The sequence below is a fragment of the Planktothrix pseudagardhii genome (genome assembly GCF_904830925.1).
GTDB lineage: Bacteria > Cyanobacteriota > Cyanobacteriia > Cyanobacteriales > Microcoleaceae > Planktothrix > Planktothrix tepida.
Genome location: NZ_LR882967.1, coordinates 1,917,080 through 1,939,481, shown reverse-complemented (window position 1 = coordinate 1,939,481; position 22,402 = coordinate 1,917,080). Strand labels below are relative to the sequence as shown.

At 41.0% G+C, this 22,402-nt stretch carries 16 protein-coding genes; 13 read left to right on the top strand and 3 right to left on the bottom strand.

Annotated elements, in window-relative coordinates; all coding sequences use genetic code 11:
• Positions 1 to 165: 165 nt before the first annotated feature.
• Positions 166 to 2,595, bottom strand: coding sequence for a CHAT domain-containing protein (locus tag NMK36_RS08260; RefSeq protein WP_254173505.1), 2,430 nt, complete (start codon positions 2,593 to 2,595; stop codon positions 166 to 168).
• Positions 2,596 to 3,019: 424 nt separating this feature from the next.
• Here NMK36_RS08260 and NMK36_RS08255 point away from each other — a divergent pair, with 424 nt between their 5' ends.
• The 9 genes from NMK36_RS08255 (at position 3,020) to NMK36_RS08220 (ending at position 17,288) form a co-directional block, all read left to right on the top strand.
• Entirely contained in the window at positions 3,020 to 4,426 is a 1,407-nt protein-coding gene (locus NMK36_RS08255) for an FAD/NAD(P)-binding protein (protein ID WP_072720907.1), read from the top strand.
• A gap of 102 nt (positions 4,427 to 4,528) precedes the next feature.
• On the top strand, positions 4,529 to 4,915 hold the full coding sequence (locus NMK36_RS08250) for a hypothetical protein (RefSeq protein WP_072720905.1): 387 nt from the start codon (positions 4,529 to 4,531) through the stop codon (positions 4,913 to 4,915).
• Positions 4,916 to 5,056: 141 nt separating this feature from the next.
• The gene (locus NMK36_RS28760) at positions 5,057 to 5,179 is read left to right on the top strand and encodes a hypothetical protein (RefSeq protein ID WP_281250357.1); all 123 of its coding nucleotides are present in this window, start codon (positions 5,057 to 5,059) and stop codon (positions 5,177 to 5,179) included.
• Positions 5,180 to 5,335: 156 nt separating this feature from the next.
• Positions 5,336 to 12,148 (top strand): HAMP domain-containing protein, encoded by a 6,813-nt coding sequence (locus tag NMK36_RS08245; protein ID WP_254173504.1) that lies wholly within the window; start codon positions 5,336 to 5,338, stop codon positions 12,146 to 12,148.
• A gap of 210 nt (positions 12,149 to 12,358) precedes the next feature.
• Complete coding sequence (locus NMK36_RS08240) at positions 12,359 to 12,742, top strand: response regulator transcription factor (protein WP_072720901.1); 384 nt, start codon at positions 12,359 to 12,361, stop codon at positions 12,740 to 12,742.
• Complete coding sequence (locus NMK36_RS08235) at positions 12,735 to 14,174, top strand: sensor histidine kinase (protein ID WP_254173503.1); 1,440 nt, start codon at positions 12,735 to 12,737, stop codon at positions 14,172 to 14,174. The genes NMK36_RS08240 and NMK36_RS08235 overlap by 8 nt, the downstream gene beginning before the upstream one ends.
• A gap of 135 nt (positions 14,175 to 14,309) precedes the next feature.
• Positions 14,310 to 16,412 carry a hybrid sensor histidine kinase/response regulator gene (locus NMK36_RS08230; RefSeq protein WP_254173502.1) on the top strand — a complete coding sequence of 701 codons (2,103 nt, stop codon included), beginning with the start codon at positions 14,310 to 14,312 and terminating at the stop codon, positions 16,410 to 16,412.
• Between the two features lie 44 nt (positions 16,413 to 16,456).
• Entirely contained in the window at positions 16,457 to 16,600 is a 144-nt protein-coding gene (locus NMK36_RS08225; RefSeq protein WP_072720896.1) for a hypothetical protein, read from the top strand.
• A gap of 49 nt (positions 16,601 to 16,649) precedes the next feature.
• Positions 16,650 to 17,288: a Coq4 family protein gene (locus NMK36_RS08220; protein ID WP_254173501.1), complete on the top strand. Its 639-nt coding sequence runs from the start codon at positions 16,650 to 16,652 to the stop codon at positions 17,286 to 17,288.
• A gap of 44 nt (positions 17,289 to 17,332) precedes the next feature.
• Here the strand turns inward: NMK36_RS08220 and NMK36_RS08215 are convergent, their stop codons facing one another.
• On the bottom strand, positions 17,333 to 19,663 hold the full coding sequence (locus tag NMK36_RS08215; protein ID WP_254175170.1) for a heavy metal translocating P-type ATPase: 2,331 nt from the start codon (positions 19,661 to 19,663) through the stop codon (positions 17,333 to 17,335).
• Positions 19,664 to 20,123: 460 nt separating this feature from the next.
• Here NMK36_RS08215 and NMK36_RS08210 point away from each other — a divergent pair, with 460 nt between their 5' ends.
• From NMK36_RS08210 to NMK36_RS08195, 4 genes are all read left to right on the top strand, one after another.
• On the top strand, positions 20,124 to 20,333 hold the full coding sequence (locus NMK36_RS08210; protein ID WP_072720892.1) for a DUF2997 domain-containing protein: 210 nt from the start codon (positions 20,124 to 20,126) through the stop codon (positions 20,331 to 20,333).
• A 46-nt stretch (positions 20,334 to 20,379) separates the two neighbouring features.
• Positions 20,380 to 20,766 (top strand): DUF1257 domain-containing protein, encoded by a 387-nt coding sequence (locus NMK36_RS08205; protein ID WP_072720891.1) that lies wholly within the window; start codon positions 20,380 to 20,382, stop codon positions 20,764 to 20,766.
• Complete coding sequence (locus tag NMK36_RS08200) at positions 20,766 to 21,224, top strand: ferredoxin (RefSeq protein ID WP_072720889.1); 459 nt, start codon at positions 20,766 to 20,768, stop codon at positions 21,222 to 21,224. Before NMK36_RS08205 ends, NMK36_RS08200 begins: the two co-directional genes overlap by 1 nt.
• A gap of 128 nt (positions 21,225 to 21,352) precedes the next feature.
• Positions 21,353 to 21,562, top strand: a complete 210-nt coding sequence (locus tag NMK36_RS08195) for a type II toxin-antitoxin system HicB family antitoxin (protein ID WP_072720887.1) — start codon at positions 21,353 to 21,355, stop codon at positions 21,560 to 21,562.
• A 150-nt stretch (positions 21,563 to 21,712) separates the two neighbouring features.
• Here the strand turns inward: NMK36_RS08195 and NMK36_RS08190 are convergent, their stop codons facing one another.
• The gene (locus NMK36_RS08190; protein WP_254173500.1) at positions 21,713 to 22,339 is read right to left on the bottom strand and encodes an AHH domain-containing protein; all 627 of its coding nucleotides are present in this window, start codon (positions 22,337 to 22,339) and stop codon (positions 21,713 to 21,715) included.
• Positions 22,340 to 22,402: the final 63 nt, after the last annotated feature.

Below are 22,402 nucleotides of genomic sequence, written 5' to 3'. Positions count from 1 at the left end.
CATTTAATTTACATTTATCATAAAAAACTGGATGAAACCAGGTGAAAAAGACTTTCCCGCCTAGGTTTGCTGTATCAACTTCTATCAATCATGGTATTTCCGTGACTGCTATAGCTAATAATTGTGTAACTTTGTTAAGTTTTGTTGATTTGATTGATTAATCATCTATTTGTTTTCTTGTAATAATTGCCAATCTCGAATTAACTCTTTAGACCACATCCAATTTTTAGATAATTGATTGGTTTTAAATTCTGTGGGAGATTCACTCATAACTTTATCACCAAATTTAGCCGCTTTACTTAACATAAATTTTTGTTGTTTTTGAGGTAAAGTTTGAGAAAATTTACGCCAAACCAATCCTAAACCTGCATAAGCGGTTAACTTATCGTGTTGTTGTACTTGAGTTAGTGTATTATTAGCCGTTCCCGGTTTCGCTTTCCCCACTAAAGCAGGTTCAGAAATCTCTAAAACTTGAGTCCAAGCTTGATAGGCATTCTCTAACTTTCCTTCGGTATAATAAGCAAAACCCAAGGCATTTTTATATTCAACAGATTGAGGATTTTGTTGAGCAGCTTTTTCCCAATATCGACGCACATCATCAATTTTATAATCTGTACTTCCCTGTTGAATGGATTGCCAAGCTAACCGACCATTGAGAAAATTAACAATCGGATGATTGAGATCCTGAACCTGTACCGCCGCTAATGCCGATTTTGCTTTTTCTAATGCGCCTCGATCTAATAATTCTGTGGTAGCTTCTTCTGCTGCTAATAGATTTCTTTGATAAAATTGTTCAACGGCAATACCTAAAACATAATCTGTATTAGCTGTTTTTAAATCTGTAGCTTGAGGTTGATTAGAATTCGCTCGAACTAAGGTGGTTTCAGAAGACGTTCCTTCACGGTCTAATCGTTGCGATTGTAAAGCTTGATTTTGACCGAACCAAATCCCAAAACCGAGAGCCAGGAAGATCAACGGAAGTCCCCATAATAATCGTTTTCCCTTTAACCCATCAACAGAGGTGATACCCGATGGAGAAGAAGTTGATTTTGGCGAGACTGACGTTAACTTGAACGAGTCGGATTTTTCAACCGTTGTCGGTTTTGGTGTAGGTTCTGTCACCGTTGACTGACGCAAAAAATCCCCAATAAAATCTGTATTTCCTAATTCATTTCTTCCCTCATTTTCAGGGACAAAATCATCTAATCGATCTTCAACGAGATCGCCTAAATTATCATCATAAACCAAATCATCTAATAGCTCTTCAACATCATCCTCGTTCATACTATCCCATTCAGATAATGATAGGGTTTTAGAAGGTGGTTTTAACTTTAAGCCTTGTTCGGCAGGAGTAGAAGGCAAGGGTAAAAATTCTGGGACTTCCAGAATAGAATCATGGGGTTGACTTGCAGTTAAATATCCATCAAATTCTCGATGTAAATATAAAATCGGTAAAGCCCAATACAATTGATGGGAACCGTAAGAGGAAATTAATCCTTGTCTAGCTCGACTTAAACTTAAATCAATCGGATAACCCTGATTCAGATTTCGATATAATAACCGCGTTAAGGTCAATGCCACATCATCGGGAATGCGTTCAGCCATCGCTAACACCCCTGGAATTCCCCGCTTCACCGCATATTCAGCCAGATTCAATTGGGCGGTATCATCACTTACATTGGGTGTATTTCCATAGGCTCCCCGACAGGAATTTAACACCACCATCTGCACCCCATTATTGACTAATAATCCTGCTAAATCATCCCCACTCAGGGTTTCTGTTAACCCCGTCCGACGACTGACTAAATATAATTCTCCCCCAGAAGCACCTAAATTGCTATGTCCGGCGTAATGAAAAACTTGATATTGACCTTGTTCTAAGGCTTGGGTGAGTTGTTCGCGATCGGGTTGTTCTAAAATAGTCAGTTGAATATCAGGAGTTGTCGGTTCTAAGGTATTTCTACTGCGTCCATTTTCCCGTCGTAGTTCTTCTTGTAAATGCAGCACTTCCCGCTTCAGGTGTAGCGTGTCCTGGTCAGTGGGTGCCGCAATGGCGATTAAAATTTTTAAGGGTTGATTGGGTTTTCTAACCTGGGTGTGGAGAATAGAATTCATCCCCGGTTGGTAACGGGAAAACACCACATCCGTTCCTGTTGCTATAGGACGATCTGCGGCGTGTAACACTTCCCAAGGCAAACTCGATAACCGTCTACCTTTTAAGCCTAATCGTAATTGTAATAATTCCCGACGATTTTGGGAGATCGCTTGGGCGCAAGTCCAACTATCGCGTAACGTTCCTTGAAATAACCCATGATAAAGCTGTTGACCCAATTCAACTAAACTTAATAAAGGGGGGTCACTGGTTAATTGAGTTTCTGTTTTTTTCCCCACAGCCCGAAACGGAGCCACCGTTTGGCCTTCTAATAACCCTAAAAGAGGATCATTCATTAATTGGCGAGTGTGGGCTAACCATTCATCCACAGGCCATTTAACTTGTTCTTCGGCTAAAGGAACACCGGATGCGACTTTTTCTGTTCGCACTAAATATTGATTGTCCCCAACCGGGGTGACGGAAATGTGAAATTCCTGAGTCATTATGATTCTGGAGTTGGGATTTGGGAGCTAAGGAGAACGGGACGTTTTCTTGTTGTCTATGTCATTTGTAATCTAGGACTAAAACTGGAAATATTTTGCGCCTAAGTCCAGGGTAACGAATGTTCTGAAAATTTGCCCGTCTGGAGGCGAAAGTTCACGTCTTTAGAATCTCCCCTTTTTAGGGACTTACGACGGAAATATCAAGAATTCAGGATGTGATTAACCCGCTTCCCGATGGTGATCCATCCTATCCTGTCATGTCTGATGGATTGTCTTTACTTTTCAAATGTATTACGATACAATTAAAATACATTTAGACTTAAACTCAGCTAATCAACTGCTACCACTCTCCGGGATAGCAGTTGATTTCTATCAAGCTCTATGCTGGATGGCTGACAATTCACGATCAACTTTATTTTGATTTATGACTCAAAGCGTTGCGATTGTAGGTGGTGGTTTTAGTGGGGTGATGGTGGCAATTCATCTCCTACAAAAAACAACTTATCCTTTAGATATCTATTTAATTGAACACAGACCCCAATTTGGTGAAGGAATTGCCTATAGTACCGTTTCAGATCAGCATTTACTCAACGTTCCTACGGGAAAAATGAGTGCATTTTCCGATCAACCGAATCATTTTATCCACTGGCTTAATACTCGTTATCCAGAACAGTTAATTACATCTGAAACTTTTGTTCCTCGACGTTTTTATGGTGAATATTTACGTTCAATTTTACAGAATGCTGAACAAAAAGCGGCGATGGGAGTGCGTTTATACCGAGTTCGAGATGAAGCGATCGCCCTTCATCAAACCCCTGATTATTTAATCATTACCTTAAGCAGTGGAAAGCAACTTACTGTTGATCAATCTGTTTTAGCGATTGGGAATTTTCCCCCCGCTAATCCTTCTATTTCTAATCCTTCATTTTATCAGAGTTCTCGTTATATTCCTTGGGCTTGGTCTGAATCCAAATTACCTTTGCGATCGCTGACAGAACCCATTTTATTAATTGGCTCAGGATTAACAGCCATTGATATGATTGTCTCCTTAAAAGAACAAGATTATCAGGGAAAAATTTATGTTGTTTCTCGACGGGGTTTATTTCCCCAAGCTCACGCAACAGTAGAACCCTTTCCCCCTTTCTTAAATGCAAAATCTGCACCAATAACTATCCGTCAATTATACCATAAAGTTCGATTAGAAATTGAAAAGGCTGCCCAAAAAGGGTATGATTGGAGAGCCGTAATTGATTCATTACGACCAGAAACTCAATCGATTTGGAATCAGCTTTCCCCTCAAGAAAAATCCCGATTTTTGCGCCATGTTCAACCTTATTGGGATGTGTGCCGCCATCGAGTTGCACCCATGATTTATCAACAGATTCAAGACTTATTAAACCAGAAACAGGTAATTTTTCATGCGGCTCGCATTTTAGATTATTTTGAAAATCCTGATAGTGTAGAAGTCATCATTCGTGAAAAACACAATCAGAAATTATTAAATTTACGAGTCAGTTTAGTCGTAAATTGTACGGGTTCTGGCGTTAACTATCAGACACTTAAACATCCCCTGCTTGTTAACTTATTGAAAATGGGTTTAATTCGTTCTGATCAATTAAACTTAGGTTTAGAGGTCGCTGAAAATGGGGCGTTAATAGATCAACAGGGAAATATTTCTCAACAATTATATACTTTAGGTTCTCCCTGTAAAGGATGTCGCTGGGAAACAACCGCAGTTCGAGAAATTCGGGAACAAGCTGAACATTTAGCAACTGAATTACTAAACCAGTATTTTTCCTCCTCTGCTCAGTTCTTCATTAAGACAGACTAAATCTTGAGGTAAACTTCAACCTTTTGAGAGAATCCTAATCTCAGTCTTTTCTCTTACCTTAAGGGAATGATTATGAAGATTAATGGAGGTTAAGGGACACAAATGAAACGGATTCAAGATTTATCAAAAAACGGAATTAAAATGTTATTAGGAGTATCAACTTTACTCCTCAGTTATCCTTTGACCGTTGGGGCTGTTCCTGTACCCATTAGGACAAGCGTTTGTACAGGATATACAGGAGATAATAACGCCACAGAATGTGTCCAAGGCTTTAATGATGGCTATCAACAAGGAGTACAACAAATTCAAAATTATAATTCCAGTAATCCTAACACAAATCCTTCTAATCCAACTCCTAGCCCCAATGCTGTAAACGCCAGTGTTCCGGGTACAAGTTCGGAATATAGAACAGGCTATACCTCCGGTTATCGAGTCGGTATTCAGGATGGCTATCAAAATAATCTATCTCCCGCTAATAGCAGCTTTTAAAACTGTTGACGGTTGACTATTAACTTTTCTCAAGTTTTACATCCCCCAACTCTTAAAAACAGAGTTCCTGGGGGGTTTAATATAAAATCCTTAAATTATAATCCTACAGATGTTTTCCTAAAACCCATGTAGAGACGTGCCATGGCGTGTCTCTACTTAGGGAAAAAACAAAAGATTGGCTATGTTCTAAACGCTATTTTAAAACTTCCTAAAAGTGATGATTGTGTTGAGGAAGTCTTGAATTATATTAATAACCCTAAATAACAAGATTAGCAGGACTTCAGATTATAAGTCTTCTATCTTTAGATAGAGATACTTGGAATAGGTTTATACCTGATAATAGTTGCCATCTCATTTCAGAAATTAGTCTAAGTCATCAATTTTCTTCTATTAAAAATAATACCTTCTAAACGTCAGCTTATGTCTACAACACAATTAGCCAAAGTCAGCGATCAACTTGATGAAAAACAACTCCTCAAAACCTTAGTCGCGGTTAAAAAAGGCGACTTTTCCGTGCGAATGCCTTTAGATCAAACCGGAATAGCGGGAAAAGTTGCCGATACCCTCAATGATATTATTGAACTCAACCAAAGAATGGCCGCCGAACTCGAACGCATCAGCAAAGTTGTCGGTAAAGAAGGCCAAATTAATCAACGGGCTACCCTCGGTTCTGCGGGAGGGTCTTGGGAAGCCAGCGTTAACTCCGTAAATACCCTGATCACCGATCTCGTCCAACCCACCTCAGAAACGGCCCGTGTTATTCGGGCGGTAGCCAATGGGGATCTGTCCCAAAAAATGGCTTTAGATATAGAGGATAGGCCCCTCAAAGGCGAATTTCTACAAACCGCCAAAATTGTTAATACTATGGTGGATCAACTCTCTTCCTTTGCTTCAGAAGTCACACGGGTAGCACGGGAAGTGGGAACCGAAGGAAAATTAGGCGTTCAAGCGGAAGTTCAAGGAGTAGCTGGAACCTGGAAAGATCTCACCGATAACGTTAATTTAATGGCGGGAAACTTGACCGGACAGGTGAGAAATATTGCCGAAGTTGCCACGGCTATTGCTAATGGAGATTTATCGAAAAAAATTACCGTTGATGTTAAAGGGGAAATTCTCGAACTCAAAAATACCGTTAATACAATGGTAGACCAATTAAACTCCTTTGCATCAGAAGTAACACGGGTAGCACGGGAAGTGGGAACCGAAGGAAAATTAGGCGTTCAAGCAGAAGTAAAAGGGGTGGCGGGAACGTGGAAAGATTTGACGGATAATGTTAATTTAATGGCAGGAAACTTAACAGCCCAAGTGCGGAATATTGCAGAAGTAACGACGGCGGTAGCGAATGGAGATTTATCGAAAAAAATTACCGTTGATGTTAAGGGTGAAATTCTCGAACTGAAAAATACGATTAACACAATGGTAGACCAATTAAACTCCTTTGCTTCTGAAGTAACACGGGTGGCGCGAGAAGTCGGTGCAGATGGAAAATTGGGAGGACAAGCAGAAGTTCGAGGCGTTGCAGGAACTTGGAAAGATTTGACGGATAGTGTTAATTTTATGGCAGGTTCCTTAACAGCCCAAGTGCGAAATATTGCCGAAGTAACGACGGCGGTAGCGAATGGAGATTTATCGAAAAAAATTACAGTAGATGTTAAGGGTGAAATTTTAGAACTGAAGAATACGATTAATACAATGGTGGATCAGTTAAATTCCTTTGCTTCAGAGGTAACGCGGGTGGCGCGAGAGGTGGGAACGGAAGGGAAATTAGGTGTACAAGCGGAAGTTCGAGGGGTTGCAGGGACTTGGAAAGATCTCACCGATAGTGTTAACTCAATGGCGGGAAACTTAACGGGACAGGTAAGGAATATTGCGGAAGTTGCCACTGCTATTGCGAATGGAGATTTATCGAAAAAAATTACAGTTGATGTTAAAGGTGAAATTTTAGAACTGAAAAACACCGTTAATATTATGGTGGATCAACTTAACTCCTTCGCTTCCGAAGTAACACGGGTGGCGCGAGAAGTGGGTTCAGAAGGAAAACTCGGAGGACAGGCGGAAGTTCGAGGGGTTGCAGGTACTTGGAAAGATTTGACCGATAGTGTTAATTTTATGGCGAGTTCCTTAACGGGACAAGTGCGAAATATTGCGGAAGTAACGACGGCTGTTGCTAATGGGGATCTGTCTAAGAAAATTACTGTTGATGTGAAGGGTGAAATTTTAGAATTAAAGAATACGATTAATACAATGGTAGACCAGTTAAATTCCTTTGCGTCAGAGGTAACAAGAGTTGCAAGGGAAGTAGGAACAGAAGGCAAGTTAGGCGTACAGGCGGAAGTTCGAGGAGTTGCAGGTACTTGGAAAGATTTGACCGATAGTGTTAACTCAATGGCGGGAAATTTAACTGCACAGGTGAGAAACATTGCAGAAGTAACGACGGCTGTAGCTAATGGAGATCTGTCTAAGAAAATTACCGTTGATGTTAAGGGTGAAATCTTAGAACTGAAGAATACTATTAATACAATGGTGGATCAATTATCATCCTTTGCGTCAGAAGTAACACGGGTGGCGCGAGAGGTGGGAACGGAAGGAAAATTAGGGGTTCAAGCGGAAGTTCGAGGAGTAGCAGGAACCTGGAAAGATCTCACCGATAATGTTAACTCAATGGCAAGTAATCTCACAGCCCAAGTGCGGAATATTGCCGAAGTTGCGACGGCTATTGCTAATGGTGATTTATCGAAAAAGATTACCGTTCAAGTGAAGGGTGAAATTTTAGAACTGAAGAATACTATTAATATTATGGTGGATCAACTTTCCTCCTTTGCTTCTGAAGTAACACGGGTGGCGCGAGAAGTTGGTTCAGAAGGAAAATTAGGGGTACAAGCGGATGTTCGAGGGGTGGCGGGAACGTGGAAAGATTTGACGGATAGTGTTAATTTTATGGCGGGTTCCTTAACAGCCCAGGTGCGGAATATTGCGGCGGTAACGACGGCTGTAGCGAATGGAGATTTATCGAAGAAAATTACCGTTGATGTTAAAGGTGAAATTTTAGAACTGAAGAATACTGTTAATACAATGGTGGATCAATTAAACTCCTTTGCATCTGAAGTAACACGGGTGGCGCGAGAAGTCGGTTCAGAAGGAAAATTAGGGGTACAAGCGGAAGTTCGAGGGGTGGCTGGAACTTGGAAAGATTTAACCGATAGTGTTAACTTTATGGCGGGTTCCTTAACAGCTCAAGTGAGGAATATTGCCGAAGTAACGACGGCTGTTGCTAATGGAGATTTATCGAAAAAAATTACAGTAGATGTCAAGGGTGAAATTTTAGAACTGAAGAATACGATTAATACAATGGTAGACCAGTTAAACTCCTTTGCTTCAGAGGTAACACGGGTGGCGCGAGAGGTGGGAACTGAAGGAAAATTAGGGGTTCAAGCTTATGTAAAAGGGGTGGCGGGAACTTGGAAAGATTTGACAGATAATGTTAATTTAATGGCGGGAAATTTAACAGCCCAAGTGCGGAATATTGCAGAAGTGGCGACGGCTATTGCTAATGGTGATCTGTCGAAGAAAATTACTGTTGATGTGAAGGGTGAAATTCTCGATCTGAAAAATACCATTAATACAATGGTGGATCAATTATCTTCCTTTGCTTCAGAAGTTACACGGGTAGCCCGTGAAGTGGGAACCGAAGGAAAACTCGGAGGTCAAGCGGAAGTGCGAGGGGTAGCTGGAACCTGGAAAGACCTCACGGATAATGTTAACTCAATGGCTGGAAACCTAACAGCCCAGGTGCGGGGTATTGCACGGGTGGTGACGGCTGTTGCGAATGGGGACTTGAAGCGCAAATTAATGTTAGAAGCCAAGGGGGAAATTGAAACCCTGGCTGATACCATTAACGAAATGATTGATACTCTGGCGACCTTTGCTGACCAGGTAACAACGGTGGCGCGGGAAGTAGGAATAGAAGGAAAACTCGGCGGACAGGCGAAAGTACCGGGGGCGTCGGGAACTTGGAGAGACTTAACGGACAATGTAAATGAACTGGCGGCGAATTTAACAACTCAGGTGAGGGCGATCGCAGAAGTCGCAACGGCTGTTACAAAAGGAGATTTAACCCGATCTATTTCCGTTGAAGCTCAAGGAGAAGTGGCAATTCTTAAAGATAATATTAACCAAATGATTGCCAATTTACGAGAAACAACCCAAAAGAATACCGAACAAGATTGGTTAAAAACAAACCTGGCTAAATTCACTCGAATGTTACAAGGTCAACGAGATTTAGAAACGGTTTCTAAACTGATTTTATCAGAATTAGCTCCCTTAGTTTCGGCTCAACATGGGGTCTTTTATTTAATGGACTCGGGAGACAATCAATCCTATTTAAAACTTCTCAGTACCTACGCTTATCGGGAACGGAAACATTTAGCAAATCGCTTTCATTTAGGGGAAGGATTAGTCGGACAATGTGCCTTAGAAAAAGAGCGAATTTTAATTACTGAAGTTCCTGAAAATTATATTAAAATTAGTTCAGGATTAGGAGAAGCAAATCCTTTAAATGCAGTGGTTTTACCCGTTTTATTTGAAGGACAAGTTACGGCAGTAATTGAGTTAGCATCCTTCCGGCGCTTTAGTGAAATTCACTTAATGTTCTTTGATCAATTGACAGAAAGTATTGCCATTGTGTTAAATACCATTGCGGCGAGTATGCGAACGGAAGAGCTCTTAAAACAATCAACAGCTTTGGCTGAAGAATTGCAAAGTCAACAAAAAGAACTCCGCGAAACCAATGAACGATTAGAACAACAAGCCCGTTCCTTAAAAGCCTCCGAAGAACTGCTGAAAAGTCAACAGGAAGAACTGCAACAGAAAAACGAAGAACTCGAAGAAAAAGCACGATTATTGGCTGAACAAAATACAGAAGTTGAACGGAAAAATGGAGAAATTGAACAAGCTCGACGGTCTTTGGAAGAAAAAGCCGAGCAACTGGCTTTAACCTCTAAATATAAATCGGAATTTCTGGCAAATATGTCCCATGAGTTGCGAACTCCTCTCAATAGTTTGTTAATCTTGGCGCGATTATTATCGGAAAATTCTGATAGTAACCTCAGCTTAAAACAAGTGGAATATGCCCAAACTATTCATGCGGCCGGAACCGATTTACTCGGATTAATTAATGATATTTTAGATTTAGCTAAAATTGAATCCGGTACAATTTCCGTTGAAATTGATCAAATTCTGTTCTCCGAACTGCAAAATTATATTGATCGAACCTTCCGACAAGTTGCCGTTGATAAAGGATTAAATTTCCTGGTTGACTTTGATTCTAAACTCCCCAAAGGCATTTACACAGATCCCAAACGTCTGCAACAAATTCTTAAAAACCTGCTTTCCAATGCCTTTAAATTTACTGAAAAAGGACAAGTTACCCTGCGCGTTGAACTCGTTACCTTTGGTTGGAGTCACGAACAAAATACTTTAAATCAAGCGGATATGGTGGTGGCTTTTTCGGTCATTGATACCGGAATTGGAGTTCCTCCTGAAAAGCAACGCATTATTTTTGAAGCCTTCCAACAAGCCGATGGAACCACCAGTCGCAAATATGGGGGTACGGGTTTAGGATTATCAATTAGTCGAGAAATCGCTCAAATTCTAGGGGGAGAAATTATCCTCACCAGCACTTTAGGAGTGGGTAGTAATTTCACCCTGTATTTACCCTATCACTATCAAATTCAAGAGGTCGAAGAAACCTCAGAAACCCGTCCCACCGGGCCGATCTCTTCCCCCCATTTTCGAGAACGGTTACGCTCCACACCCGCAGCCTTCGGTTCCTTGCGTTCCATCAGCCTACCTTCAGAACATCTGAGAATGGCAGAACCAGAAACCCAAAAGCTCCAAAATAACGGCAACTTAACCGACACTGCTCCAGAAGAACAGTCTTCTTTGGCTTCTACGCCTACCCTCGTTCAGAAAGCGACTCAAGCCTATGCTCGACCCCAAACCGAGGCTCAACTTTCGGCGGGAGTGAAAATTCGAGATGATCGAGAACTTCTGCAACCGGGCCAGCGCGTTTTGCTGATAGTTGATCAAGATGTCGCTGAAGCACGTTTACTCCTAGAAGTGGCACGACAACAGGGTTTCAAAGGAATTGTCGCTTGTTCGAGTGATGCGGGTTTAACCATGGCGCGGGAATTCAAACCCTCAGCCATTCTTCTGGGTTTACAGTTCCCCGGCGTTGAGGGCTGGACAGTCTTAGATCGGTTAAAACATGAAATTACAACCCGTCACATTCCCGTTTATGTGATTTCCGAAGAAGATGCTCAACATCGGAGTTTACAACTCGGAGCTCTAACCTTTTTGAAAAAACCCATTAACCGGGAAATCTTAGTTGAACATATTGCCAAACTCAAGGCATTTATTGGAACATCTGTGAAAAAATTGTTAATGCTAGAAGGCAATCCTGAACAACGTCAGAGTATTATTGATATTATCGGAAATGGGGATATTTCGATTTCTTCCTTTGAAGCTGGGGAAGCCGCTTTAACAACTCTAAAAGCCGAACCGTTTGACACTGTGGTGGTCGGTTGGCAACTGACAGATATGAACGGAATAGAATGGCTAGAACAGTTAGAATCTGAAGAAAATTTAAGTACCATTCCGATTGTCTTTTATCATCCTCAACCCTTAACGAAAAAGCAAGAAACAAATCTGAAGAATTTGGCTAATAATATTACTCTTAAATTCGCCAAATCTCCCGAAAGTTTACTGGATTTAACAGCTTTACTTCTGCACCGAGTTCCGGCGGAATTACCGGAAGCAAAACGACAAATCCTGGAGGTGTTGCGTCAAACTGATGCGATTTTAGCCGGGAAGAAAGTGTTAGTCGTCGATGATGATGTGCGAAATATTTATGCGATCACCAGTATGTTAGAACGACATCTTATGGATGTGATGTATGCTGAAAATGGCAAAGAAGCGATCGCTAAATTACAAGCCACAACCGGAATTGATATTGTGTTGATGGATGTGATGATGCCCGAAATGGACGGTTACGAAACCATGCGAGCGATTCGGGCTGTCCCTAAATTTGAGAGCTTACCGATTATTGCCTTAACGGCTAAAGCGATGCAAGGCGATCGGGAAAAATGTCTTGACGCTGGAGCTTCCGACTATATTACCAAACCCGTCGATACAGAACAACTCCTCTCCCTCCTCCGCGTCTGGCTCTACCGTTAGATGGAGTCACAATACACCTGAAGTATTAGATATTAGAGGTGTTGTCAGTCATCGGTGTTCAGTCATCAGTGGAAGAGTTAACCGTTAGTCGTTAATCATCTTCAACAGTTAGCCAGGGAGGACACTAACACTAGAAAACTGATAACTGATAACTGATAACTGATAACTGATAACTGATAACTGATAACTGATAACTGATAACTGATTCCCATGACTCATGTTCTACTGGTCGATGATGAAGAAGCGTTGCGTGCGAGTTTGACTTATGCCTTAACCAAGGACGGCTACACCGTGACCACAGCCACCGATGGCATGACCGCCCTTAAACTATTCCATAAACAGGTTCCTGATGTCATTCTTTTAGATTTAATGCTACCGGGAATTGATGGCATGGAACTGTGCTGGCGAATTCGAGCTTTTTCTAATATCCCGATTTTGATGTTAACGGCGAAAGACCAAGACATCGATAAAATTTGGGGCTTAGAAGCGGGGGCGGATGACTATGTAACCAAACCCTTTAATACTCGTGAACTTCTGGCTCGAATTAAGGCCGTTTTACGCCGTCGTCACCCAGAAGAAAACACCAGTGATTAAATCCATGAGCGTCGGTTTTCCCCAAATCAAACTCAGATGGAATTCTATCCATCTCAAGTTGTTAACCACTTATCTGGTTTTAACAGCACTCGGAACGTCTTTGTTAGCGGGTTATATCCTCTTTTCCTTCTACGCTTATTTTATGCAAACCCGACAGGCGGAATTAGAGGACTGGACAGGGGCTCTGAGTGAAAGTGTGGCTGACGCTTTGGAAGAGAAAGATCTCCAACGGGTTGAAGTCATTGTTCAACGTTACGGTGCACCCCAAGCCTTCACGCTGCGGGTTTTTTCCCCCGAAGGTCGTTTACTGGCTAGTTCTAGCCTCGAAACGGACATTCAGGTGAAAGACTGGTTTGCTGTACCTGGAATGCGACAAGCGTTTAACCAGCAAACGGCCAAAGGACTCGCTAAAGGAGTTTTGTCCCAAGAAGATCGCTTATTTGTTGCCCGTCCCATTATTCGTAATCAACGAATGTTAGGGGTATTACGAATGTCGATTACTTTGGCTCAATTTCAGGCGAAGTTTCAAACGGTGATCTGGACAATTTTAGGGTCTCTGGTGGTAACATTCCTCTTGTGTGCGGTAATTAGTGAATGGTTTACCCGCAGTATTGCCCAGCCCATTCAGGCGATGTCTCTGTTTGCAATGCGTTTGGGTAGTGGTCATCTTGGCGAAAAATTAACCCTGAATCAAAGCGATGAAGTCGGGCAGTTAGCCTTGGAATTAAATCGCATGAGCGAACGATTAGCGGCTCTGGATCAGGAGAGACGGGCTTTTTTGGCAAATGTCTCCCATGAGTTACGGACTCCGGTGAGCAACGTTTATGTTACCCTAGAAGCCTTAGCCAGTGGAGCGGATCAAGAACCGGAACTGCGCCAACGGTTTATGCAGACGGCTCAAGAGGAAACTAAACGTTTATCCCAACTCATTCATGATTTGTTAGATTTGGGACGCTTAGAAGCCGGAATTACGGAGCTAGAAACCCAACCGTTACACCTGCGGAACTTGATTAATCGGGCTGTTAGAGCGATGGAATCCCGTCTGAGACGTGCCGATGTGGAAATTACCCTCAATATTCCTGATGTAGAACTCCAGGGCGACCCAGAACGCTTGTTACAAGCCTTTCTCAATATTCTGGATAATGCGATTAAGCACTCCCATCCTCAATCTACCGTTTCTCTGAAGGGAACGGAGGAGGGGTCTCAGGTGGCTGTGGAAATCCAAGATCAAGGCAAGGGAATTAGTCCGACGGATCTTCCCCATATTTTTGAACAGTTTTACACCGCCGAGCGATCGCGTCAAGGTCGAGGAACGGGTTTGGGTTTAGCCATCGCCCGTCGTATTGTAGAAGCTCATGGGGGAAATATTACGGTCAAGAGTTACTTGGGTAAAGGTGCTATTTTTACGCTCTATCTTCCCATTCATCAGTAATCAATTATCAGTAAACAGTCATCCTTGTAAAAGTTAGGGAAAAGGGAAATAGACCATTGTGCGAAGCACAGTAATCAATATTTTTACCCATTACCAATTGATAACTGATAACTGATAACTGATAACTGAACTAATATGCCTAATTCTAAAGTTAATATCCTTATCGTTGATGACCATTGGGAGAATCTACTCGCCTTGGAGGCTATTTTAATCTCTCTGGGTCAGAATATTGTTAAAGCATCTTCTGGGGAAGAAGCCTTAAAATGTCTGCTGCAAAATGATTTTGCCGTAATTTTATTAGATGTGCAGATGCCGGGAATGGATGGGTTTGAAACAGCAAGTTTAATTCGACAACGCGATCGCACCCGCTCGACACCGATTATATTTCTCACGGCTTTTAGTAAAAATGAAAATTTCATGTTTAAGGGATATTCTTTAGGGGCGGTAGATTATTTAATTAAACCCCTAGAACCGGAAATTTTATTATCCAAAGTAACGGTTTTTGTAGAATTATTTCAAGCGACAATTGCCTTAAAAAAAAGTGAAGAACAATTTCGCTCCTTAAGTGCTTGTTCACCAGTGGGAATTTTTGTAATTGATATAGAAGCTCGATGTACCTATACCAATCCTCGCTTTCAAAGCATTTTTGATCAGGTCAATGAAGCAAGTTTTCCTGAAGGCTGGTTAGAATTTGTTCATCCCCAGGATCGAGATCAAACTGGGGAACAGTGGTTAACTTGGATTCAAAAAAAACAGGAATATTCCCAGGAGTTTCGCCTGAATACTCCGTCTAATTTAGTGCGCTGGGTGAAGATGAAAGCTGCCCCCATGATTTCTTCCGATGGTGATTTACTCGGTCATGTGGGAACCATAGAAGATATTACAGACCGCAAACAAGCCGAAGAAGCTCGTGCTCAGTTTATTCGGGAACAAGCGGCTCGACAACAAGCCGAAGAAGCTAATCGTTTAAAAGATGAATTTCTAGCTACCCTTTCCCATGAACTCCGCACTCCATTAAATTCAATTTTAGGTTGGTCTAAACTTTTAAGAAATCAGAAATTTAGTGAAGATAAAACTCGAAAAGCCTTAGAAACCATTGAACGTAATGCTAAATTACAAGCGAAACTCATTGAGGATATTTTAGATATTTCGCGGATTATTATTGGAAAAATGCAGCTTAATAGGGTTCCGGTTAATATTATTTCTGTAGTGGAAGCTGCTATTGATGATTTATATTTGAGCTTTGCAGAAAAAGAAATTGATTTAAACTTTAAACATTCTCAATCTCTTGCTTCTAAACTCCATCATTCTTATTGGGTAGCAGGAGATGCTCGTCGCTTACAACAAATTATCTGGAATCTTTTATCAAATGCCATTAAATTTACACCCCAAGGCGGTGCTGTTGAGGTAGAATTATTGATAGAAACTAGCCAGGAAAAAGCTCAAAATAATTTTAATTTCAAGGATTTGTCTACAAACTCCTGGGTGGTGATTCAGGTAACAGATACAGGAATTGGGATTCCTGGAGAATTTCTGCCTTATGTGTTTGACCGTTTTCGTCAAGCAGATGGCAAAACCACTAAATATTATGGGGGGTTAGGTTTAGGATTAGCCATTGTTCGTAACTTGGTGGAAATGCAAGGGGGAACGGTTGCGGTCGAAAGCGCCGGAGAAAACCAAGGCGCTACCTTCAGCGTTCAGTTTCCCTTACTGGACGTGAATCTCGATTCCTATACCCCACCCGAAAACTTGGAAACGGCGGAGGGGGTAATACCGCAAGCAGAATCGGTTTTGGCGGGGTTACGGGTCTTAGTGGTAGATGATGATTCTGATACCAGAGAACTGTTAATTCAAGTTCTGAGAGAGTATGATATCGAGGTACAGGCGGTGGCATCGGTTCAGACTGCGATCGCAACGATTGAGCACTCTTTACCGGATTTGATCATTAGTGATATTTGTATGCCAGATGAAGATGGTTATTCCTTGATCCAAAAATTGAGATCTCTTGAACTCACCCACGAAGGACGGCTTCCGGTAATTGCAGTTAGTGCTTTTACTCACTCAGAAGCGGTGAATCAGGCAATGACGGAAGGTTTTGATGGGTATCTATCCAAGCCTGTTCTTCCGGGTGAATTAGTCAGTACCATTACTCGGTTGATGCAAGAAACTCAATATCGTTATGTTTCTAAATCTAAAGAGTTTCAAGAATCTCGGTTCACCAATCAGTTCACCGCTTAAAATGAAGAGTAACCTCCTATGCTGATTAAGGGAAAACGGGATTTATGGAACGTTCAAAACTGATTGCTTATATTACAGGTGCGATTTCAATTCTGCTGGCACTGGCTTATTTATTAATTGTTTCTGTATTGGATTTTCGAGGAGAAATGTTACCTGCACCAATCAGCCAAATTCCCTTAATTTTATAGTAGGGAACGGTTGAATTAAAAACAAAGTCCCAAATATTACTTAAATACAATGACTCAAGATAAACACGCAGCAATTTTTGATATTTTTTTAGATCTTGTTAAAGCTCCTTATGGAGATTTGTTAGGTGTTGGCAAACTTTCCAAAGAACTTAATGATGATTCTACTTTAGAACAGATTGTCAATTTTCTTCGTCAAAATCCTCAAGGTGAACGTGCATTCAAAGAGCGTCCCCTTTTAGGAAATATTGATTTACAGCAACTTCATGAGCTACCTCAAAATACTTTGGGTTACATTTATTCTGATAAAATGCTCAAAAATAATTTAAAACCTGTTCCCGTTGAAAAAATAGAAGATAATGACTTCTCTTATTTGGCAATTCATATTGGTGAAACCCATGATATCTGGCACATTGTAACAGGTAGTGATACTGATAAGCCAGGTGAAGTTCAATTACAAGCTTTTTGTGTAGCGCAGTTACATCATGATCGTTTATTTATATCGCTCTTATCTAAAAATTTACTCAAGACTGCCATTGAAGAAATAGAGTTTGCTGAATCTATTATGGATGCTTTAACGAAGGGATGGACTATGGGAAAAAAAGCTAAACCCCTGTTTGGAATCCAATGGAATAGTCTCTGGGAAAAGCCATTAGAAGATATTCGCCTTTCTTTAGATATTGCTGTTTAGTCTTTATCTATTACATCTATAAAGAATGTGCTTAAGCACAACAACTAAGGTTTCATGTGACGACGCAATAATAATGAATTGGTGACAACACTCACCGAACTTAAAGCCATCAAAGCACCTGCCATTGAAGGACTTAATAAGATTCCAAATTGCGGAAATAATAATCCAGCCGCCAGGGGAATCGCGATAATATTATAACCGAATGCCCAGAATAAATTTTGACGAATTTTATTAAAGGTAGCGCGACTTAATTGGATAGAATCGACAATATCCATTAAAGAATTTCGCATTAATACAATATCTGCGGTTTCATTAGCAACATCCGTACCCGTTTCTAACCCTATCCCAATATCGGCTTGTGCTAAGGCGGGTGCATCGTTAATTCCATCTCCCACCATTGCCACAACTTGACCTTGTTGTTGTAAAGTTTGAATCACATTCACTTTACCTTCGGGTCGAACTTCGGCAAAAATATCCTCTGATTTTAAGTTTAGCTCAGAAGCGATCGCAGTAGCAACGGATTGGCGATCGCCCGTTAATAAAATCACCCGCAACCCCATATTTTTTAACTGTTCAAGGGTTAATTTAGCATCGGTTTTTAAGGGGTCACTCATTGCCATTACCCCAACAACTTTACCCTCAATGGCAATATAAACCATCGTTTTTCCTAAAAATTCCGGTAAGGGTTGAGGCGGAATAATATTAGATTCAATTAATCCCGCTAAATTCCCCACAAATACCCTTTTATTATCAATTATTGCGGATACTCCTAAACCCGGTTGAGTTTGAAAATCAGATGCGGTTAATAAGGGTAAATTTTGATGGTTCGCTTCTGTTAAAATCGCTTCAGAAATGGGATGATTTGAACCTTGTTCTACCGTTGCCGCGAATTGTAATATTTCTTGAGACGATAACCCAGAAATTGAAAGGCAATCTGTTATTGTGGGAGAACCTTCTGTTAAAGTTCCCGTTTTATCAAAAACAATCGTATTCAGTTGGTGGACTCGTTCTAAAATATCCCCGCCTTTAATTAATAATCCTCGTTCTGCACCCATTCCTGAACCGACTAAAATAGCTGTGGGTGTTGCTAATCCCAAGGCACAGGGACAAGCGATGACTAATACCGCAATGGCTAATTTTAAACTTAATAATAAAGGCGCATTTGTGGCAATTTCTACCCCCGCTAAGGTCATCACATCCGGCCAAATTCGAGTTCCTAACCCATACCAAAATAAAAAGGTTAAACTCGCTAAACTCATCACCAAATAAGTAAAATATCCTGCGACTGTATCCGCTAATTTCTGTATCGGAGCTTTACGAGTTTGAGCGGTTTCTACTAACTGCACAATTTGTGCTAAAATTGTATCGGAACCCGTGCGCGTTGCTTCGATTAAAATCACCCCAGATTGATTAATTGTTCCGGCTGAAATATTATCATCAATTTGTTTTAAAATTGGCATGGATTCCCCCGTTAACATCGATTCATCAACGGTGGTTGTCCCAAATCGAATTTCTCCATCAACGGGTATTTTTTCACCGGGTAAAACTTGTAACCATTCCCCGACTTTGACTTGTTCGGCGGGAATTTCCACACTATTTAAAGTTCCGGTATCCTGAGATTGAGGGGGTATTAAACGCGCTGTTGTGGGCTGTAATGCAATTAACGATTGAAAGGCGGTGGCGGCACGTTGTCGAGCGTACTGTTCTAAGGTTTTTCCTAATAATATAAATCCCAATAACATTACAGGTTCATCAAAGAAACATTCCCAACCCAATTGGGGAAATAATAAAGCAACAAAACTGGTTAAATAGGCGGTTAAAGTTCCCAGTCCGACCAATGTATTCATATTGGGAGCATTGTTCAATAAACTCCGCCCGCCATCAATAATAATAGAACGTGCCGGAAATAATAAGGCAATGGTAGCTAGTCCCCAATGAAACCAAATATTACTCAGTAAAGGAATATGGGGAAAACCAAAATGATGTAAATGTCCAATACTTGATAACAATAACAACAGACCACAAGTAACAATGCGTTGAATTTGTTTTCCCATGTCTTGGCGATGTCGCTCTTGTAACGCCTTTAATTTGTCCGTAGCGCTAGACGTTAAACTGCGAGGTTGGGTGGGAAACCCAGTATTAGTTAAAATTTCAGCTAAGTTTTCCGGCTTAATTTGGTTGACTGCACATTCAACCGTTGCTACTTCTGTTGCTAAATTCACCGCAGCCGAAATGACTCCCGGTTGTTGGATGAGTTGACGCTCCACCGCTTTAACACATCCAGCACACTGCATCCCTCCCACATCTAAAATAATTGTTTCCGTTTGAGGTGGGGATAAGGTTTCATCCGTAACAGGTTTGGGAGCAAGTTGCATAACGGTTTGGGGTCGTAACAACGCAGTGCAGATCACAGAGATTATAGAACAATTGGCGGTTGAGGGTTGACGGTGAACTGTTACAGAGCTACGCATTACAGTTGTAGAAACGCTACGGCATAAATAGGCGCGTGTAGAGACGCGCCATGGCGCGTCTCTACTAAATTCAGCAAACCCTCTCAGTGCTTACTATTGCCTATTGCCTATTGCCTATTGCCTATTGCCTCCCCTATACAACCTTGATCTCAAAGGCGGATAAACTTAACATATAATTTACCTACTGCTTCAGGTATTAATAACTTTTGTTAAGTTGTGACTCGTTTTTGATCCATTCGTCACAATTGATGTACGGACATTTCGAGTCAAACCCACTTCGACAAAGCGCTTGTAGCCTATCCGACGGTTCAACCGCCGACGTCGAGCTATTGTGCCCTGTATTTTCTCGCCATTCCCCTAGCCTATGGAAACTTTAGAATTCATCATCTATCCAGACGGCCGTGTGCAGGAGAAAGTCACTGGCATTGTTGGGGCTTCTTGTGCAGAAGTCACGGCTGCACTAGAAGCCGAATTAGGCATTGTATTAACTCAGGAAACCACTTCTGAGTATTACGCCCAGAACCAACAACAGTCAGATAGTGCGACAACCCATGTGGGTTCGAGCCATTGGTAAATTCTGTTTTTGAGTTCACTAAACATCTCGTTGAAAATCGCCAACTATGTCACACTTTAGCCAAATCAAAACCCAAATTCGTAATCTTACCTCATTACAAACTGCTTTAAGCGATCTGGGCATTGACTGGAAAGCTGGCCCCAAAGAGGTGCGCGGTTATCAAGGTCAAACCCGTCCGGCTCAAGTCGTCATTGAGCAAGACAATGGCTATGACCTAGGCTTTACTTGGAATGGCCAAGAATACGAGTTTGTTGCTGATTTACAATTTTGGCAACAAGCTGTTCCCGTTGATCATTTTTTAAGCAAAATCACTCAACGGTATGCTTACCAAACCGTTGTTAATGAAACCGCCAAACAAGGGTTTCAAGTTTCAGAACAACAAAATCATCAAGATGGTTCCATCCGCTTAGTTTTACAACGCTGGAGTGCCTAATGTCTGATGGGTCTGTATCGCTAACTGATCCCGTTTCCGAACGGTCTGGGTTAGAACCGGAACTGGGCGGATTTTTGCGAAATGCGCCGGAACGGTCTGGGTTTGAGCCAGAACTCGGCGGTGCATTACGGCAAAAAGGGGTTTATGTGGATGAACTCACCTGTATCGGGTGTAAACACTGTTCTCACGTTGCTCACAATACCTTTTTTATCGAAGAAAGTTATGGTCGAGCTCGTGTTTTTCGACAGGATGGCGATTCAGAAGCGTTAATACAGGAAGCAATTGATACTTGTCCGGTCAATTGTATTCATTGGGTTGATTACACTGAACTGAAACGTTTAGAAGCAGAACGTCAAGAACAGGTAATTCCCGTTGTCGGTTTCCCCGTCGAAGCCGCGATGGCACGTCGGAAACGCCACCAGGAACAACGGAAACGAGAGAATTCTCCAACCGAATAACTTTTTTCTGGTGGGCTAAAAACTGCCATTTTTTATATTCATTTTATGGAATTAGGCGAAAGGAGAATTTTCTTCTTTTGCCTATTTTAATCTTTCGTCTTAAATATAATAAATTAGGAGAATAAAAAATGCTACGGTATGAAATAGTGATTTATTGGAGTCATGAAGATCAAGCGTTTATTGCAGAAGTACCAGAGTTACCTGGATGTGCTGCGGATGGAGCAACCTATCAAGAAGCATTAGAAAATGTAGAAATTATTATGCAAGAATGGATGGAAACAGCGCAAGATTTAGGACGTTCTATTCTTGAACCTAAAGGACGATTATTGTTAGCTTAATACGGCTATAACGAATTTATAAAAATTTGTAGGGGCGGGTTCTTCCAGAGCTTTGTAACTTCACCAAAATATTACTAAACTCGCCCCAAGCCTGACTGACAAGCAGATATTAGAATAACTGATATTGCAGATGATTCAACCGTTATTTTGTTAAATATTATTGATTTTACCAACTCCTCTCGCCCTCATTTCCTCTATCATGTCAGTTAAGTATTGGATCACTTCTTCTATAACCTCCATAATCGCATTAATATCCTTTTCTTGTCTACACTTTACTAACTCAGACCATCTTTCATCAAGAATATCCTCTACCAGTTTTGAGTATTTTGGATGAGTTCCTGTATGAAAATAAAAAGGCAAATTTAAAAAATTTATAGGGCTGTTTTCATCAAAACAATTATATCTTTTAGCTGCTATGATCAATTTACTTTTTTTACAGACTTCCAAAGGTATAATGTGATGTGCTTTATCTGAATTACTCGATTTCTCAATTGAAGAAGATCTTCTCGTAATCTTCGTGATAACTGCTAAATCTTCAGGAGTAAACTTATCTCCCTGAACTCTTGCAGCGCGTGTTAATATTACTAATAATTCTTCACAAGTTAAAGTCATCTCATGAATTTTAGGATTCTTAGTCTTTCTTTGTTTTATTAGTCGTAGTTTTTGGTTATTAAAATCAAATTCTGCAAAATAATCTCCTGGCTGAATATTAAGATGTTTTGAGAGCCAAGAATCTTTATCAATTCTAATTTCAAAATCTCTCTTTTCCTGTCCCATTAGCCTACTCTCCGTCCTAGTAACATTACCAATTGTATAAATAATTTATAAAGCTCATCTAAC

What these genes read in the sequence shown, in the direction of transcription:
- NMK36_RS08250 (WP_072720905.1), top strand. Translation starts at nt 4,529, where the DNA reads ATGAAACGGATTCAAGATTTATCAAAAAACGGAATTAAAATGTTATTA.
- NMK36_RS08210 (WP_072720892.1), top strand. Translation starts at nt 20,124, where the DNA reads ATGGAAACTTTAGAATTCATCATCTATCCAGACGGCCGTGTGCAGGAG.
- NMK36_RS08225 (WP_072720896.1), top strand. Translation starts at nt 16,457, where the DNA reads ATGGAACGTTCAAAACTGATTGCTTATATTACAGGTGCGATTTCAATT.
- NMK36_RS08245 (WP_254173504.1), top strand. Translation starts at nt 5,336, where the DNA reads ATGTCTACAACACAATTAGCCAAAGTCAGCGATCAACTTGATGAAAAA.
- NMK36_RS08240 (WP_072720901.1), top strand. Translation starts at nt 12,359, where the DNA reads ATGACTCATGTTCTACTGGTCGATGATGAAGAAGCGTTGCGTGCGAGT.
- NMK36_RS08255 (WP_072720907.1), top strand. Translation starts at nt 3,020, where the DNA reads ATGACTCAAAGCGTTGCGATTGTAGGTGGTGGTTTTAGTGGGGTGATG.
- NMK36_RS28760 (WP_281250357.1), top strand. Translation starts at nt 5,057, where the DNA reads ATGGCGTGTCTCTACTTAGGGAAAAAACAAAAGATTGGCTATGTTCTA.
- NMK36_RS08200 (WP_072720889.1), top strand. Translation starts at nt 20,766, where the DNA reads ATGTCTGATGGGTCTGTATCGCTAACTGATCCCGTTTCCGAACGGTCT.
- NMK36_RS08190 (WP_254173500.1), bottom strand. Translation starts at nt 22,339, where the DNA reads ATGGGACAGGAAAAGAGAGATTTTGAAATTAGAATTGATAAAGATTCT.
- NMK36_RS08215 (WP_254175170.1), bottom strand. Translation starts at nt 19,663, where the DNA reads ATGCAACTTGCTCCCAAACCTGTTACGGATGAAACCTTATCCCCACCT.
- NMK36_RS08230 (WP_254173502.1), top strand. Translation starts at nt 14,310, where the DNA reads ATGCCTAATTCTAAAGTTAATATCCTTATCGTTGATGACCATTGGGAG.
- NMK36_RS08205 (WP_072720891.1), top strand. Translation starts at nt 20,380, where the DNA reads ATGTCACACTTTAGCCAAATCAAAACCCAAATTCGTAATCTTACCTCA.
- NMK36_RS08220 (WP_254173501.1), top strand. Translation starts at nt 16,650, where the DNA reads ATGACTCAAGATAAACACGCAGCAATTTTTGATATTTTTTTAGATCTT.
- NMK36_RS08260 (WP_254173505.1), bottom strand. Translation starts at nt 2,595, where the DNA reads ATGACTCAGGAATTTCACATTTCCGTCACCCCGGTTGGGGACAATCAA.
- NMK36_RS08195 (WP_072720887.1), top strand. Translation starts at nt 21,353, where the DNA reads ATGCTACGGTATGAAATAGTGATTTATTGGAGTCATGAAGATCAAGCG.